General features: G+C 68.7%; 20 protein-coding genes. 15 read left to right on the top strand and 5 right to left on the bottom strand.

Going from position 1 to position 15,742, the window contains the following annotated elements; translation table 11 throughout:
- The first annotated feature begins 50 nt into the window (after positions 1–50).
- The 3 genes from OG558_RS10780 to OG558_RS10770 are packed head-to-tail and all read left to right on the top strand — an operon-like array spanning position 51 to position 2,602.
- Positions 51–617, top strand: coding sequence for a TetR/AcrR family transcriptional regulator (locus tag OG558_RS10780; RefSeq protein WP_405070081.1), 567 nt, complete (start codon positions 51–53; stop codon positions 615–617).
- 31 nt (positions 618–648) lie between these two features.
- Complete coding sequence (locus OG558_RS10775) at positions 649–1,365, top strand: SDR family NAD(P)-dependent oxidoreductase (RefSeq protein WP_405070080.1); 717 nt, start codon at positions 649–651, stop codon at positions 1,363–1,365.
- Positions 1,366–1,396: 31 nt separating this feature from the next.
- Positions 1,397–2,602 carry an MFS transporter gene (locus OG558_RS10770; RefSeq protein ID WP_405070079.1) on the top strand — a complete coding sequence of 402 codons (1,206 nt, stop codon included), beginning with the start codon at positions 1,397–1,399 and terminating at the stop codon, positions 2,600–2,602.
- On the opposite strand, the gene OG558_RS10765 is transcribed toward OG558_RS10770, so the two are convergent.
- The gene (locus OG558_RS10765; RefSeq protein WP_405070078.1) at positions 2,571–3,107 is read right to left on the bottom strand and encodes an NUDIX hydrolase; all 537 of its coding nucleotides are present in this window, start codon (positions 3,105–3,107) and stop codon (positions 2,571–2,573) included. The two genes, OG558_RS10770 and OG558_RS10765, sit on opposite strands and share 32 nt — an antisense overlap.
- Positions 3,108–3,142: 35 nt before the next feature.
- Here OG558_RS10765 and OG558_RS10760 point away from each other — a divergent pair, with 35 nt between their 5' ends.
- The gene (locus OG558_RS10760) at positions 3,143–3,556 is read left to right on the top strand and encodes a hypothetical protein (RefSeq protein WP_405070077.1); all 414 of its coding nucleotides are present in this window, start codon (positions 3,143–3,145) and stop codon (positions 3,554–3,556) included.
- Here OG558_RS10760 and OG558_RS10755 read toward each other — a convergent pair.
- On the bottom strand, positions 3,537–4,340 hold the full coding sequence (locus OG558_RS10755; RefSeq protein WP_328524777.1) for a deoxyribonuclease IV: 804 nt from the start codon (positions 4,338–4,340) through the stop codon (positions 3,537–3,539). The two genes, OG558_RS10760 and OG558_RS10755, sit on opposite strands and share 20 nt — an antisense overlap.
- 30 nt (positions 4,341–4,370) lie before the next feature.
- The gene (locus tag OG558_RS10750; protein WP_405070076.1) at positions 4,371–4,871 is read right to left on the bottom strand and encodes an Lrp/AsnC family transcriptional regulator; all 501 of its coding nucleotides are present in this window, start codon (positions 4,869–4,871) and stop codon (positions 4,371–4,373) included.
- A gap of 94 nt (positions 4,872–4,965) precedes the next feature.
- Between OG558_RS10750 and OG558_RS10745 the strand changes: the two genes are divergently transcribed.
- From OG558_RS10745 to rplI, 5 genes are all read left to right on the top strand, one after another.
- The gene (locus tag OG558_RS10745; RefSeq protein WP_405070075.1) at positions 4,966–6,099 is read left to right on the top strand and encodes an MFS transporter; all 1,134 of its coding nucleotides are present in this window, start codon (positions 4,966–4,968) and stop codon (positions 6,097–6,099) included.
- 197 nt (positions 6,100–6,296) lie between these two features.
- Positions 6,297–6,587 (top strand): 30S ribosomal protein S6, encoded by a 291-nt coding sequence (rpsF, locus tag OG558_RS10740; RefSeq protein ID WP_132211461.1) that lies wholly within the window; start codon positions 6,297–6,299, stop codon positions 6,585–6,587.
- 92 nt (positions 6,588–6,679) lie between these two features.
- Positions 6,680–7,255 carry a single-stranded DNA-binding protein gene (locus OG558_RS10735; RefSeq protein ID WP_405070074.1) on the top strand — a complete coding sequence of 192 codons (576 nt, stop codon included), beginning with the start codon at positions 6,680–6,682 and terminating at the stop codon, positions 7,253–7,255.
- A gap of 75 nt (positions 7,256–7,330) precedes the next feature.
- On the top strand, positions 7,331–7,564 hold the full coding sequence (gene rpsR, locus OG558_RS10730; protein WP_012924539.1) for a 30S ribosomal protein S18: 234 nt from the start codon (positions 7,331–7,333) through the stop codon (positions 7,562–7,564).
- 14 nt (positions 7,565–7,578) lie between these two features.
- Positions 7,579–8,025, top strand: a complete 447-nt coding sequence (gene rplI / locus OG558_RS10725) for a 50S ribosomal protein L9 (RefSeq protein ID WP_328524773.1) — start codon at positions 7,579–7,581, stop codon at positions 8,023–8,025.
- Positions 8,026–8,080: 55 nt separating this feature from the next.
- Here the strand turns inward: rplI and OG558_RS10720 are convergent, their stop codons facing one another.
- Positions 8,081–8,266 (bottom strand): hypothetical protein, encoded by a 186-nt coding sequence (locus OG558_RS10720; RefSeq protein ID WP_329483037.1) that lies wholly within the window; start codon positions 8,264–8,266, stop codon positions 8,081–8,083.
- The gene (locus OG558_RS10715) at positions 8,263–9,672 is read right to left on the bottom strand and encodes a hypothetical protein (RefSeq protein ID WP_405070073.1); all 1,410 of its coding nucleotides are present in this window, start codon (positions 9,670–9,672) and stop codon (positions 8,263–8,265) included. The genes OG558_RS10720 and OG558_RS10715 overlap by 4 nt, the downstream gene beginning before the upstream one ends.
- 248 nt (positions 9,673–9,920) lie before the next feature.
- Between OG558_RS10715 and OG558_RS10710 the strand changes: the two genes are divergently transcribed.
- The 6 genes from OG558_RS10710 to OG558_RS10685 are packed head-to-tail and all read left to right on the top strand — an operon-like array spanning position 9,921 to position 15,719.
- A complete protein-coding gene (locus OG558_RS10710; RefSeq protein WP_405070072.1) occupies positions 9,921–10,547 on the top strand; it encodes a DUF6668 family protein in 627 nt (208 codons plus the stop codon).
- 30 nt (positions 10,548–10,577) lie between these two features.
- The gene (locus OG558_RS10705) at positions 10,578–10,850 is read left to right on the top strand and encodes a TrbC/VirB2 family protein (RefSeq protein WP_329483034.1); all 273 of its coding nucleotides are present in this window, start codon (positions 10,578–10,580) and stop codon (positions 10,848–10,850) included.
- Positions 10,851–10,891: 41 nt separating this feature from the next.
- Positions 10,892–11,749 carry a hypothetical protein gene (locus tag OG558_RS10700; protein WP_405070071.1) on the top strand — a complete coding sequence of 286 codons (858 nt, stop codon included), beginning with the start codon at positions 10,892–10,894 and terminating at the stop codon, positions 11,747–11,749.
- Positions 11,746–12,654 (top strand): type IV secretion system protein, encoded by a 909-nt coding sequence (locus OG558_RS10695; protein WP_329483032.1) that lies wholly within the window; start codon positions 11,746–11,748, stop codon positions 12,652–12,654. Before OG558_RS10700 ends, OG558_RS10695 begins: the two co-directional genes overlap by 4 nt.
- A 1-nt stretch (position 12,655) precedes the next feature.
- Positions 12,656–14,224, top strand: coding sequence for a hypothetical protein (locus OG558_RS10690; protein WP_405070070.1), 1,569 nt, complete (start codon positions 12,656–12,658; stop codon positions 14,222–14,224).
- Positions 14,115–15,719 (top strand): SCO6880 family protein, encoded by a 1,605-nt coding sequence (locus OG558_RS10685; protein ID WP_405072144.1) that lies wholly within the window; start codon positions 14,115–14,117, stop codon positions 15,717–15,719. Before OG558_RS10690 ends, OG558_RS10685 begins: the two co-directional genes overlap by 110 nt.
- The last annotated feature ends 23 nt before the right edge of the window (positions 15,720–15,742 follow it).

Genomic DNA, 15,742 nt, shown 5'->3' with positions numbered 1-15,742 from the left:
TCCGGTTAACAAGTCCGCTAGGGTCTGAAGACGCGTTTGAGGAGGGGGACATGACGGGCACCACCGAGCGCCCGCTGCGCGCGGACGCCCAGCGCAACCGCGACCAGATCCTGGTCGCCGCGTCGGCCGCGTTCTCGAAATGCGGTCTGGAGGCGACGCTGGAGGGGATCGCCAAGGACGCCGGCGTCGGCATCGGCACGCTGTACCGGCACTTCCCGACCCGGGAGCTGCTGATCGAGGCGGCGTACCGGAACGAACTCGCCGCGGTCTGCGCCGCGGCCCCGGAGCTGCTCGACAAGATGCCGCCGGCCGAGGCGCTGCGGGCCTGGATGGACCGCTTCGTCGACTACATGACCCGCAAGCTCGGCATGGCCGACGCGCTCCGCGCGGTGATGGCGTCGGGGGCGAACCCGTACGCCCAGAGCTTCGAGCTCCTGGTCGGTGCGATCAAACGCCTGCTGGACGCGGGGGTGGCCGCCGGCGAGATTCGTCCCGACGTCTCGGCCGACGACGTCCTGGTCAGCCTCAGCGGCGTCGCGCTCGCGGCCGGCTCCAAACGCGACCAGGCCGACCGTCTGCTCAACCTGTTGCTGGACGGACTCCGCTACCGCGCCTGAGCGGATTCCACCGAGCTTCTAGGGTGGAGCGGTGCGGAGAGTGGCGTTGGTGACGGGGTCGGCTTCTGGGATCGGTGCTGCGACAGCGCGGCGATTGGCCAAGGACGGGATGACCGTAGCGGTGCATTCGCGTTCCAGTCGGGAAGCCGGCGAGGCGTTGGCCGCGGAGCTCGGGGGGTCGTATCACCAGGCCGATCTCTCCGACGACGCGGCGGCGAGTGCCCTGGTCCCGAGTGTGCTGGCCGAGCATGGGCAGCTCGACGTACTCGTGAACAACGCGGGGATCAGTTGGCCGGTGCCGCATGCGCAGCTGGACGGACTGACCGCGGACGACTGGCGGCGACTACTCGACGTCAACCTGATCGCGCCATGGCTGTTGTGTACGGCGGCTCTCCCCGCGCTCACCGAATCGGGCGGATGCATCGTCAACGTCACCAGCCATGCCGGCGTCCGGCCGAAGGGCAGTTCGGTCGCGTACGCCGCCTCGAAAGCCGCACTCAATCACGTGACCAAGCTGCTGGCCGCCGCTCTCGGACCGTCCGTGCGAGTCAACGCGGTGGCGCCCGGCCTGGTCGACACGCCCCTCACCGCATCGTGGACCGAGGCGCAAGAGCTGTGGAAAACCTCGAGCCCGATGCGCCGCGCGGCACAGCCCGCGGATGTCGCGGACCTGATCTCGGCACTCGTCCACAACACCTATCTGACGGGGGAAGTCGTCCTGCTGGACGGCGGTCTGAACCTGCGCTGATTCTGTCGGTGCCGCCTCCTACGATCGCGGGATGTCTTTGGGTCGAGACTTCCACCGGTTGTGGGTTGCGTTCACTGTCAGCGCTTTCGGATCGGCGGTCGGTCTCGGTGCCCTGCCGCTGATCGCCGTACTCGCTCTGGATGTCAGCACCTTCCAGGTGTCCATGCTTTCCGCGTTGTCCGCGGTCGGCGCCGTGCTCGGCCTGCCGCTCGGTGACTTCATCGAGCAGCGGCGCAAGCGGCCCGTGATGATCACCGCGGACCTGGCCAGGTTCGTCGTACTGGGCTCGGTCCCGGTCGCGGCGGTGTTCGACGCCCTGACCTACCTCCAGCTCTGCGTGGTGGGCGCCGTCCAGGCCGCTGCGATGATCGCGTTCCAGGCGGCGAGTGGCGCGCACTTGAAGGCGCTGGTCCCCGTCGAAGGGCGGTCCGAGGCGAACAGCCGGTTCGAGCAGACCAACTGGATCACGCTGAGCGTGGGCCCGGCGATCGGCGGTGCGCTGGTGAGCCTGGTCGGCGCGACTGCGACTCTGGCCGTCGACGCGGTGTCGTTCCTGTTGTCGGCCCTCGGTGTCCGGCGGATCCAGCAGCCCGAGCCGGCGCCGGTCCGGCGGGATGGGAAGGCGGACTTCACCGCCGGGTGGCGATACATCCTGCGTCATCGCGGACTGCGGGCACTGTTCTGGAACTCGCAACTGTTCGGCGGGCCGGTGATGATGACGATGCCTCTGCTGACGGTATTCATGCTGCGCGACCTCGGCCTGGCGCCCTGGAGCTATGGGGTGTTCCTCGGGGCGTCGTGTCTGGGCGGTGTGCTGGGAGCCCAGCTGGCGCCTGGCCTCACCCGTCGGCACGGACTGCATCGGATGCTCATCGTGTTCGGCGTCCTGCGGGCTCCCTGGCTGCTGCTGTTCCCGTTGGCGCCGCACGGTTTCAGTGGGCTGCTGCTGCTCACTGCGGCCGAGACCGGCCTGCTGGTGGCCGCCGGTGCCTTCAACCCGTCGTTCGCGACGTACCGGATGGAGGTGACCGAGGACGGCTTCATGGCCCGGGTGGTCGGCTCGTGGTCGATCAGCTCGCGGTGCGTGCAGCCTGCCTTTATGGCGCTCGGTGGTGTGCTCGCGGCGCTGATCGGTGTGCGGGGCGCGCTGTGGGTCGCGGGTGCGTCCTGCCTGCTGAGTGCCGTCGTGCTGCCGTGGCAGTCGGCTAAGCCAGTCCCATTGCCTGAGCCAGCCTGACCTGACTGCCCATCGCCCCGCCGTCGGCCTTGGCGTCGAGGTAGTCGGCGGCCTCGTCCGGTGGCAGGACGAGAACTTCGGTCACCTGCTCGCCGTCGTCGGGGTTGGTCGGTTGCCCGTCGACCACGACGTCCGCGACGACGGTCGCCCAGTAGGAGATCGGGTGCGGCAGGTGCGGGCGGTACGGCGTGGGCCGTCGATGCTCGGCCCGGTGAGCGCCGAGCCAGGTCAGCGGTCCGGTCAGCCGGGCGCCGGCCTCCTCGATGAGCTCGCGGTGCACGAGCTGCTCGATGGCTTCGTTCGGCTCGCGAGTCCCGCCGGGTAGGAAGCGCCAGCCCAGATCGTTGCTGCAGACAACGATCCCGCCGTCGGCCCGGCCGACCACATGCACGTTGCTGATCAGCTCGTCGGCCGGCTTCTCGATCGAGTACCGGACGTCGACCTCACCCCAGGCCCAGTGGCCCGGCGCGAAGAGCTCGGGAAACCGCTCGGCCCAGGTCTGCATGCGCGCCATTCTCTCCCTGCGCTACCGTCGCCCCCATGGCGCCCTCAGAACCGGACCCCGTGCCTGATCCTGAGCGGGCCCGCCAAACGACGACGCGACTGCTCTGGGCCTGCGCCGTACTCACCCTGCTCGCCGGCGTCTTCCAACTGTCCGGCATCCTCAGCGACGCCGACGGGTACGACGGACTGGCCTGGGTCGGCGTGGTCGTCGGCGTCGTGTGCCTGCTGGGGTTGATCGCTATCTACAGCGCATGCGCTCTCGACCGGCTCACACTGCGCACCCGCGTGCTCCAGCGCTTCGACGTCTTCCAGGTCACGACCGTCTTGCTCGTGCTCGCGATCGTCGCCGGCATCCCCATCCACAGCACGACCGCCTTGGCCCTGCTGCTCCCGTGGGGGCTGGCCTACTGGCTGCACCACCTCAACGCGCCTACTTCAAGTGCGCCCTGAGGTAGTCGATGTCGGCCTTCTGGCCGTGATCGGCGTTCGGGGTCTCGACGACGACCGGGGCGCCGGCAGCCTGCACCACCGCGACGATGTCGGCCGGGTCGATGTGGCCCTCCTCGAAGTTGCTGTGCCGGTCGGCGCCGGAGCCGAACTCGTCGCGTGAGCCGTTGGCGTGCACCAGGTCGATCCGCCCGGTGATCGCCAGCACCTTCTCGACGATTGTGGGCAGCTCCTCCCCGGCCGCGTGGAAGTGGCAGGTGTCGAGGCAGAAGCCGACGTTCTCCAGACGGTCGTTGCCGGAGGCCTGGACCGCGTCCCACAGCCGGGCGATCCGGTCCAGTTGCCGGGCCATCGCGTTCTCGCCCCCGGCCGTGTTCTCGATCAGCAGCGGGACCGGCAGTTCGGCGCGCTCGATGCACTTGCGCCAGTTGTCGAAGCCGGCCTCGGGGTCGTCCTCGTCGCCGACGTGCCCGCCGTGCACGATCACGCCCTTCACGGCGATCTGGGCGGCCTTGTCGAGCGTCTGTTGCAGCAGTTTGCGGCTCGGGATCCGGATCCGGTTGTTCGTGTTCGCCACGTTCAGCCGATACGGCGCGTGCACGTACAGATCGACGCCCGCCGCGGCCGCCCGCTCGCGCAGTGCCTCCTCGCCGTCGGCGTACGCGAGCTTCGGCGCCTTGTAGTCCTGCGGGTTGCCGAGGAAGAACTGCACCAGGTCGGCACCGCGGTCGGCCGCCTCGGCCAGCGGGTCCTGCTGATCGACGTGGGCACCCAGCTTGAAACTCATGAACCCACCCTAGAACCGTCCATGGACAGTTCAGGAACCCCATCCCGCCGAGCGGGTAACCGGCCGTGTCTCCTGCGCAGGCGGTTGGACCGGGCGCCCCTCGAACTCTGTGGACAGGACGACGTGGGTATTCATCTCACCGTGTTCACCGAGGCGTTCGAAGAGGCCCTCGAGGTGGCGCATGGAGGTGACGCGGACTCGGAGCATCGAGCAGGAATTGCCGCTGAGCTTGTGGATCTCGAGGACCTCCGGGAAGTCCTCCGCCCGCGTGGTCTTGAGCAGGCACCGCCCGGTCGTGCAGCGCATCTGGACGAAGGCCGACAGCGGCTGACCGGCGCGAGCCGGATCCACCTGGGCGCGGTAGCCGACGATCACGCCGGCTTCTTCCAGGCGTCGTACCCGGTCCGCGACCGCCGGCGGTGACAGGTTGACCCGCTTGCCCAGCTGGTTGAACGACAGCCGCCCATCGGCTTGCAGCTCGGCGAGGATCTGCCAGTCGGTGGCGTCCAGGTCTCGCTCCTGAAAGGTCATGTCCCCAGAACACCTTCGACATCGGTCCTCCGCAAGGCCGGATGCCTTGTTTCGGGCATTCAGCGCGGGCTGCGGCCTTTCTAGCGTGGTTGGCATGCTGATCCCCGTCGTTCTCGCCGCCGCCCTGATGAACGCCGCGATGGTCGCCGCCAGCGCGGTGAGCACCATCCTGATCGCCGACGATCTCAGCCCAGCGCTGGCCGGTCTGCCCAACACTGCAGGGGTTCTCGGCACCGCAGTCGGCGCCATGGTGGTCGGCTGGTGGACTGGTCGCCTTGGACGTGCCCACGCACTCCGCACCGGGTACGGCGTGGGTGTCTCTGGTGGAGCGCTGACAGTGCTGGCTGCGGTGGGCGCACCAGTGGCGCTGCTGTTCCTGGGCATGTTCCTGCTCGGCGTCGGCAACGCAGCGAGCCTGCTGTCCCGGTACGCCGCCGCAGACGTCGTACCGGCGTCCCGACGCGCGTGGGCCATGAGCACAGTCATCTGGGCCAGTACGGCGGGTGCTGCCGGCGGTCCGTTTCTGATGGCGCCATCCCAGTCGTTTGCCACGTATCTCGGCCTACCTCCGGTCGCCGGACCCTTCCTGCTCGCCGTGGCCGCCGTCTTCGCCGCACTCGTCGCGTCGACCTACATCCGCGCCGGTCAGCCCGCAGCCGAGCCGGAACTCGACCACCACGAGCCCTCCGCGCCGTCTCGTCGTACGTCGGTTGTGCTGGCCGCCGGCGTGATGATCGTCGGGCATCTGGTGATGGTCGCGCTGATGACTGCTGTGCCTGTGCATGCTCATCTGCACGGCGACGGCCTCGGCGTGCTCGGAGTGATGCTGTCGGCTCACACCCTCGGGATGTTCGCCCTGTCTCCACTGACCGGCTGGTTGATCGACCGCTCCGGGCCTCGACCGGTGATGCTCGCCGGACTCGTCCTTCTGCTGGTGTCGGCCCTGCTGATCAGCCAGGCCGGTCTGGCCTTTACTCCGGCGCTGTTCCTGCTCGGCTACGCATGGAACCTCTGCTACCTCGGTGGCAGCGCGCAACTGGCCGGCACCGACCTCGAGAGCAGGGTCGAGTCGTCGATCTGGACCGTCGCCGCGCTGGCCACAGCCGCCTCGCCGTGGCTCTTCACGCTCGGCGGGTTCCCGGTGCTCGCGGTCATCTCGGCGGTTGTCGCCGTACCGTTGCTCGTGCTGGTGGCCCGCCGGACGACACCCGCACGCGTCTGGCGGTGACACAGAGTCACCGAAACAGGCCTGTGGATATGGTCAAGACGGTGTCCGGACGCTGGTATTCTCTTGGATGTGGCCCGGTCCATCGACCGGGCTCGTTGCTTGGCGTCGACGGCAAGTGTCGGCGCGGAGCACCCCGCATCGCCCTCCTGCCACGGAGAGACCGTGGCCGCCAAGTCCGAAGGAGGTGGAGTTCGCGCATGCGTCGTTATGAAGTCATGGTGATCCTCGACCCTGAGCTCGATGAGCGCACCGTGGAGCCTTCCATCGACCAGTACCTGAACATCGTCCGCAAGGAAGGTGGCACGGTCGAGAAGCTCGACATCTGGGGTCGTCGCAAGCTTGCCTATGACGTGAAGAAGAAGGCCGAAGGCATCTATGCCGTCATCGACCTGACCGCCGAGCCGGCGGTGGTGAAGGAGCTCGACCGTCAGCTCACGCTGAACGAGTCGATCCTCCGCACCAAGGTCATCCGGCCGGACCAGCACTGACCCTGGGGTCGTCAGCAGCCATCGGTACTGTCGGCGCCAGCCGCTACTGATAGCTGTAGACACAGTCACACCCGATAGCAGGAGGAACGGCAATGGCAGGCGAAACCGTCGTCACACTGGTCGGCAACCTTGTCGACGATCCTGAGCTCCGGTTCACCCCGTCCGGCGCCGCCGTCGCGAACTTCCGGATCGCGTCGACGCCGCGGACGTACGACCGGCAGACAGGTGAATGGAAGGACGGCGAGTCGCTGTTCCTGAGTTGTTCCGTCTGGCGCCAGGCTGCGGAGAACGTGGCCGAGTCGCTCCAGCGTGGCATGCGCGTGATCGTGCAGGGCCGGCTCAAGTCCCGTTCCTACGACGACCGTGAGGGCAACAAGCGCACGGTCTTCGAGATCGACGTGGACGAGGTCGGTCCGAGCCTGCGCAGCGCCACCGCCAAGGTGACCCGGGCGATGCGCTCGGGCCCCAGCGGCGAAGGTGGCGGCGGTGGCTTCGGTGGTGGCGGTGGCGGTAACCAGGGTGGTGGCTTCGGCGGCGGCCAGGGTGCCGCTCCGCAGAACGACCCCTGGGCGACCCCGCAGGGACAAGGCGGTGGCGGCCAGGCCGCCCCGCAGAACGACCCCTGGGCCAGCCAGGGCGGCGGCTCGATGGAGGAGCCCCCGTTCTGATCCGGTCCGGGTCGTGACCAGGTAAGACAGACCATTCCGGCATGTGCCGGGCTCTGGAAGGAAGAGAGCACCACAATGGCCAAGATCATTCGGAAGCCGAAGAAGAAGGTTTGCGGCTTCTGCAAGGACAAGGCAACGTACGTCGACTACAAGGACACCGCGCTGCTGCGCAAGTTCATCTCGGACCGCGGCAAGATCCGCGCCCGCCGGGTGACCGGGAACTGCGTGCAGCACCAGCGCGACGTGGCCACCGCAATCAAGAACGCTCGTGAGGTGGCCCTGCTGCCGTACACGAGCACGGCTCGCTGAGGGAGGCGCGGACCATGAAGCTCATCCTGGCGCAGGAGGTCGAGAACCTCGGAGCTCCCGGCGACATCGTCGAGGTGAAGGACGGCTACGGCCGCAACTACCTGGTTCCGCGTGGCCTGGCCATCGGCTGGACCCGCGGCGCCGAGAAGCAGATCCAGTCGATCAAGCGGGCGCGCGACGCCCGGGCGATCCAGGGCAAGGAGCACGCGAGCGAGGTCAAGAACCAGCTCGAGCAGCTCACCGTCACGCTGGATGTCAAGGCCGGTGACACCGGTCGCCTGTTCGGTTCGGTCACCCCGGCCGACATCGCCGCGGCGATCAAGTCCGCCGGCGGCCCGCTGGTCGAGAGGCGCGCGATCGCGATCGAGTCGCCGATCAAGACCACCGGCAAGCACCAGGTCTCCGTCCAGCTCCACCCCGAGGTGGCCGCCACGGTCCGCCTCGAGGTCGCGGCCGTCTGACCTCAGCAACACCTCAAGGCCCGTGCCCCCGCGAGGGGACACGGGCCTTGGTGTTTCACTCTGCTGGGAGGACTTTCGGCCAGCTGACCGGAGCCGGGTCCGATTGGTCGCCGGTATCCGGTTGGTCGATCTTGGGCCACGTCACCGGCTCCGGATCGTTGTCCGCCCGCGCCTGCGCCGACGGCACCAGCAGCACCATCACCGCCAGCACCCCGGACACAACCCGCCCGAGCGGCCTCATCGCTTGTCCAGGGCAAAGAGGACGGAGTTCTGTACGACGATGGCGTGGCCCCCGGCGAGCCCCCAAGGGCGCGCGGTGTCGTTGGCCAGCGTGTGCGAGGTGTGACCTGGCGTGGTGGCGACCAGATCGTTGCGAACGGTCCCGTAGATCGTCGTGCCGGTGATCGACACCGGCTTGAAGTCGGCGTAGTGGAACGACTTCCGCGCGGTGAAGTCGATGAGGCACTCACCCCAGGCCGCGACGTTGCCGGCCGTGTCCGGGACCCACTGCCAGTCGCCAACGTTGTCCGCGCTGGTGGGCTGACACGTTGCGACGGCGGAGCCGTTGGCGGTCGAGTGCACGGCGGGGATCACGGTGTCCGCCGTTGCCGTCTTCCACAGCACGAGGGCGCGGCCCGGGCTGGCGGACACCACGTGATCGATGTCCTTGGCACCGGGTGGCGGTTGGAGCTTGACCTCCTGCACGGGCTTGTCCGGCTCGCTCCAGTACAGCGGTCCCTGGTACCGCGACATCAACGCGCGGCTGCCCTCGGCCAGCAGGATGGTGGACGAACGCGGCTGGTTCGGCACCGTCTTCAGCTTGCCGCCGGAGATCACGCCGGCTCCGGCCGTTTCGCCCATCTGCACCAGCGGCGAGCCGCCGAAGAACTGCAGGTCCGCCGAGTCCGGCAGCTCGATCTCGTTCGGTAGGGCGCCGTCGCCGGCCCAGTAGTACAGCGTGTTCTCCGTCGCCACCGCGACGACCCGCTTGGAGTCGATGGTGGTGTAGATCGGGCTCCCGACCTGCGACGGCACCTTGTCCTGCCAGAGCACCTTGCCGTTGCCGTCGAACACGGCGAGCTTCGAGTCCGGCGTCAGTACGGCGACCTCCGTGCCGTCCGGGGACACCGCGGGGGTCGAGTCGGGCGCGATGTCGACCGTCCAGCTCGCGTTGGCCGACCAGCCCAGCGGGACCGGCCGCGCGACGAACTGATCCGGCCCGACGCTCGGCGTGGGCAATGCCGGCAGCTTCGGCGACGCGGTCGGCGTGGCCACGCCGTCGCCCTTGCTGAACACCAGCAGGTAGACCGCCGTACCGGCGATCAGCGCACAGGCGACGACGGCCGCCACGATGATCGGCCAGATCGGCTTGTTGCCGCCGCCCCTGCCGCCACCGTCCGGCTCGACCGCCTCGACCCGGCCGTCCGGGTGGATGATCAGCGGCCAGGAGGCGCCGTCGGACTCGACCGCGGTCGCCTTCACCGGGCGGCCGAGCTGCCCGGCCCGCTCGCTGACCAGCGCGATCGCGGCCTGCCGCGGGTCGTGATGGTTGACCGGATGACTGCGGCCGGCGATCTTCACCTCGGCGTTGTGGTCGTCGTACAGCCGAATCGTGACCTTGGGCCAGGACGGGATCTTCTCAGCCACGACGACCTCTCATTCCCGCCACAGAACTCCCTCGCTCATCCGAAGTCGACGCCCTCGTTCTAGCATGGCCCCCGCACGAGGCATGCCAGGGATTCCGGGCAGGCAGAAACGACGCGAGCCCGGTGGCTCGACTGACCCCGACAAGGGGGTAGAAACATCCTCGCCTGTGGATGGGTCACGAACGTACACCCGGAAAGCGAGACAATACTGTGGGCGACAGCCTGTGACGCACCGCGAGAGGAGGGGCCATGACGCAGAACCCATGGACTCGGCAGCAGCAGCAACAGCCGGGCTCGGGTCCGCAACAGCCGTCACCCACCCCCTCGCCGGACCTCACTCCACGGGGGCCGTCCGCGCCGCAGCACGGTGTTCCGGCGCCCGCGGAGGATCAACGGCTGCCCAAGTTCGCGATCCCGGTCGCGGACACGTTGTGGTGGGTCGGTGTGCACGGCGGCGCCGGCGAGACCACGATGTCGCTCCTCCTCCCGGGCACCCGGGCGGCCGGCCATCGCTGGCCGATCCCGCCGCCACCGGTGCCGACCCCGGTCATCCTGGTCGCCCGGACCCACGGATCCGGCCTGCGGGCTGCTCAACGCGCCGCGATCGAGTGGGCCTCGGGAGTGGTCCAGGGAGTCGCCGTCCTCGGCCTGGTGCTGATCGCGGACGCCCCCGGCCGGCTGCCGCGCGTGCTCGACGACTTCGCCGACATCGTCGGCGGCGGCGTACCGCGGGTGTGGGACATCCCGTGGATCGAGGAGTGGCGCAGAGGGGAGGCTCCCACGCCTGACAACACCCCGGACGAGGTTTTCGAAGTCCTTGAATCCATCTACGCTCTTCGCGCGTCAAACCCAGCGGACTACCCCGCCCCGTACTGAAAGGCACCTATCGCGATGATGTTGGTACACGTGATCTCGGACGCTGTCAGCCAGCTTCCGCTCGTCGATGACCCTGGCGTGGGCTCGAAGCCGCCGGGTGCGGAGAAGCTCAACCTGGTGATCAAGTGGGTCACCTGGATCGCTTTCACCATCTGCATCCTCGGCATCGTGATCGCCGGCGCCATGATGGCCGTCGGCCAGCGGCGCGGCGAGGGTGGCGAGCACGCGGCCCGGCTGGGCTGGGTCCTGGCGGCCTGCATCGTGATCGGCTCGGCGTCGGCCCTGGTCGGCCTGCTGCAGTGACGATCAGCAGCATCGGCCGGCTCGTCGGACGCTGATCGGCCATGGGACTGTTCAGCCGGGATCCCGACTCCGGCCTCGGAGACGGCGACGCCGGAGGTGAGGGCACGCGCTTCTGGCAGGAGCGCGGATTCGTTGCCTCGGCGATCGTCGTCGGTGCGGTGTTCGTCTGTCTGCTGGTGTGGGTCTTCGCCCGCGGCTCGGGTACGCCGACCTCGCAGCAGTCGCCGGCGCCGACCTCCGTCGTACCCACTGAACAGCCCACCGAGGAGCCGTCCGTGCCGCCCGCCACACCCACGGAGGAACCGACCGGCACCACCACGCCGGGTACGCCGCCGCCGATCAACTCGTCGACCGGCGGGTGCAAGAACCCGAAGCCGGACCTGCGCATTCCGTACTCCGCGCCGCCGGCTGTCACGTGGCAGTTCGAGGCCGACATGCTCATCCCGCTCCAGAAGGCCGGCGGCCCGGCGACGACGGCCGACAACGGCGTGCGTTCCTGTTTCGCCCACTCGCCGACCGGAGCCGTGCTCGCGACCCTCGTGCTGCTCGGCCAGATCCGCAACCAGGACCTGGCCGAGTCCGTGCTGGAGACGCGTGTCCTGCCCGGCCCGGGGCGGACACGTGCGCTCGCCGAGGTCCGGAGCCCTTCGACCCCGCAGGCCACCGGGCAGGTCCAGTTCGCCGGTTTCAAGGTGATCGACTACCAGCGCAACCGCGCGATCATCCAGGTCGCGGCCGAGCTGAACAACTCGAGCGTCGCGTCGCTGCCGGTCACGATGGTCTGGTCGGGCGGCGACTGGAAGGCGGCACTCAAGCCCGACGGCAGCTTCAACGGCGAGGTCGCCCCGGACGTGCTGCAAGGGCTCGACGGCTACGTCAGGTTCAGTGGTGCGTCGTGATCGCGCTCGGCTGTTCCTGGTGGCCCGGGGACTGGGACGACTGTGTCGAGGAATACCTCGGCAAGGCGATCAATGCCGTCATGGGTCCCTTCTTCAAGCTGATCTTCGAGGCCATCCAGAGAGTCGTCGTCGAGGCCGTCAACGTCGTGCTGCAGGCCGTCGGTTTCCTCTGGATCTATATCAAGACCCCGGACGTCTCGGACAACGGCACGGTCAGCTTCATCCAGGTCCATACGAACTACATTCTGGGCGCGGCCGCCTTCATCGCCGTGGTCGTGGCCGCGATCCAGATGGCGGTCTCGCACCGTGGTGAGCCGCTGCGCGAGATCCTGCGATCGCTGCTCACCATGGTCGTGGTGTCCGCCGCCGGCACCGGCTTCGCCGCGTTGCTGATCCAGGCCTCGGACGAGTTCTCCTCGTGGATCATCAGCCAGGCGCTCAACGCGGACGACAAGGCCTTCGCGCACGAACTCGCCGCCCGGATGACCGATCCACTCATGGATCCGGGGGAACAACTGCAGTTCGCCCTGATCATCTTCGTCGGCATCCTGATGGTGATCACCGCGATCATCCAGCTGGGCCTGATGATCGTCCGGTACGGGATGCTCGTGCTGCTGGTCGGCGTACTGCCACTGACCGCCGCGGCGACGAACACCGAGATGGGCATGATGTGGTTCAAGCGGGCGATCGGCTGGCTGGGCGGATTCATCATCTACAAACCGGTGGCGGCGTTGATCTACGCCACGGCGATCAAGCTGATGTCCGCACCGGCGGTGCCCGAAGGGGCCAAGGCGCCGGAGGGAACACCGGAGACGCTCAAGGTCGTCATGGGCGTCACCATGATGATCATCGCGGTCGTCGCACTGCCCGCCATCCTGCGCTTCGTGTCGCCGAGGACGTCCTGAGATGATCCCGCTCAGCTGGTACGACATCATGCTCAAGGCCGTCCAACATGTCCTTCAACCGGTCATTGACAAGGTGATCAGCATGATCTTCCAGCCGATTCTCGATGCCATCGCCGCCGCGATCACGCTGGTGATGGGCACGATCGGCACCTTCTGGATCTACGTCAAGACACCGGCTGTCGGCAGCATCACGACGGGCCAGCCGGCCAACGGCTCGGTCGGCTTCATCTGGGAGCACACCCAGTACATCGCGATCTTCGTCGCGGTGATCGGGGTGCTGGTCGGCGCCATCCAGATGGCCTGGAGCCAGCGGGGCGAGGCCGCCCGGGACATCCTCCGGTCACTGATCACGCTGGCCATCGCCTCGACGCTGGCGATCGCGGTCGCGCAGGCGCTGATCGAGTTCGGCGACAAGTTCTCCGACTGCCTGGTCACCACCGCGCTGTGGGACAACGGCGAGGGCTGGCACTGCGGCATGGGCAACACCGGCGGCAGCAAGGGCTTCGGGGACACGATGGCGGCGCTGCTCGGCTTCTCCGCGGCCGCAGGGCCGATCGGCATCGGCCTGATGATCACCATCGGCATCCTGACCATCGTCGCCGGGGTGATCCAGATCGTCCTGATGGTGGTCCGTTCGGCGATGCTGATCCTGTTGCTCGGCGTGCTGCCGATCGCGGCGGCCGCGACGAACACCGAGATGGGCCGGAGCTGGTTCAAGCGGATCATCTCCTGGCTGCTCGCCTTCATCCTCTACAAACCGGTGGCCGCGATCGTCTACGCGACCGCGATCAGACTCACCTCGAACAACGGGCAGGGCCTGAACTTCAACGGCAAATCGCCCGGCGGCCAGGTCATGAACATGGTCACCGGCGTGACCATGCTGGTGCTCGCGCTGTTCGCGCTGCCCGCGCTGATGCGGTTCATCGTCCCGATGGTCGCCGCCACCGCGAGCGGCGCCGGAGCCGGCATGCTCGCGGCCAAGCTCGGCGGACCGGCCGTGGACAAGCTGGCCGACGCGGCCAACAAAGCCGGCGATCAAGGCGGTGGCAGTGGCAGTGGTGGCGGCGACGGCCCGACCGGTGCCCAGAATGTCGGTCGTGCCACCCAGCAGTCGCAACCCCCGAGCGGTGGTGGCGGCGGTGGTGGTGGTGCCGCGGCAGGCGGTGAAGGCGGCGCTGCGGCAGCAGGCGGTGGTGGTGGCGGCGCGGCGGCGGGTGCTGCCGGCGGCGGTGGAGGTGCCGCGGCCGGTGGTGGAGCCGCAGCCGCTGGTGGTGGGGCGGCGGCAGCTGCCGGTCCGGCCGCGGCCGCGGTGGTGGCCGTGAAGATGGGTGTGGACGCCACCAAGGCGGCCGGCCAGATGGCCGCCGGCGAAACCATGGGCAACGACGCCATGGACGAGGGCTCCGGAGGCGGAGGCGGAGGCGGTGGTGGCGGAGGCGGCGGTGGCCCGAGCGGCAGCGGTGGCCCCACTCGCGACCCGGGCCGGCAACAGCAGGCGACCCGACAGCCACCGCAGCAGCACCAGCAACCTCCACCTCGACCTCCGGACGGACCACGTGGCAGCGGCTGACAACGTACGAAGCGCCCCGCGCACCTACGGCAACTGGCGCCAGCCGGCGTCGGCGGGTATCGCCGGCCTGGGCACTTTGGGCACCGCCATCATGATGGGCGGTCTGCTCCTCACGATCGTGACGATGATGGCGGGCGGCCTGCTCGCCGCAGTCATCACGCTGCTGCTCGTCGCGGTCGCTCTGCTGCTGCTGATGACCAAGGACAAGCACGGGCAGTCCGCGTTGCAACGGATCTCGACTCGCATTGGATGGCAACGAGCAAAGATGGCGAAGCACAACATCTACCGTTCCGGTCCGCTCGGGCGGACCGCGTGGGGCAAGTTCCAGATCCCTGGTCTGGCCGCAGCGTCCCAGCTGAGCGAGTACAAGGATTCGTACGGCCGGCCGTTCGCGCTGCTGTTCTACCCGAGCACGCGGCACTTCACCGTGGTCATCAACGCCGAGCCCGACGGTGCGTCGCTGGTCGACGAGGAGCAGGTGGACGTCTGGGTCGCGCACTGGGGTCAGTGGCTGGCCTCGCTCGGCCACGAGCCGGGCATCGTCGCCGCGTCGGTGACGGTGGAGAGCGCGCCCGACACCGGCATCCGGCTGCGCCGCGAGGTCGGCAACAACATGATGGACGGCACGCCGGCCATCGCTCGGGCCATGCTCACCGAGGTGGTGCAGACCTACCCGGAGGGCTCCGCGCTGGTCTCGGCCCGGGTCGCGCTCACCTTCAAGGGCACGGACCGCAACGGCAAGCGCCGCAAGGAAGAGGACATGGGACGCGAGCTCGCGTCCCGGCTGCCCGCACTCACCCAGAGCCTGAACGCCACCGGCGCGGGCGCGGCCCGGCCGGTCACCGCGCAGGAGCTGTGCGAGACGATCCGGATCGCGTACGACCCGGCCTCCGCCGTACTGATCGACGAAGCACGCAGCCAGGGGATGGCGCCGGAACTGCAGTGGACCGACGTCGGCCCGGCCGCCGCCCAAGGGTTCTGGGACAAGTACCGGCATGACTCCGCGTGGTCGGTGACCTGGCAGATGACCCAGGCGCCGCGTGGTGAGGTGTTCTCGTCGGTGCTGTCCCAGCTGGTCGCGCCACACGCCGACATCGACCGCAAGCGGGTCACCCTGCTCTACCGACCGCTGGACGCCGCCACCTCAGCCCGGATGGTGGAGGCGGACAAGCGCAACGCGTCCTTCCGGGCGACCACCTCGAACCGGCCGACCGCGCGGACGATGGCCGAGGCGCGGGCCGCCGACCGGACCGCGCAGGAGGAGGCGCGTGGGGCCGGTCTGGTCAACTTCGGCATGGTCGTGACCGGAACCGTGATGACGGCCGAGCAGATTCCTGACATGGTCGCTGCCATTGACAATCTCGGCGCCACCGCGCGCATCCTGCTCCGGCCGGCGTACGGCTCGCAGGATTCCGCGTTCGTGGCCGCCTTGCCGCTGGGCGTCGTACTCCAGAGCCACCTGGCCGTCCCGGCCGGGCTCCGGGAGGCCCTGTGACCAAGACAAGCACAGTGACATCT

This window comes from Kribbella sp. NBC_01510 (genome assembly GCF_045040325.1).
In the GTDB taxonomy this organism is placed as follows: Bacteria; Actinomycetota; Actinomycetes; order Propionibacteriales; family Kribbellaceae; genus Kribbella.
Note: the sequence above shows the minus strand (reverse complement) of the source record. Positions and strands in the feature narration are given on the sequence as shown.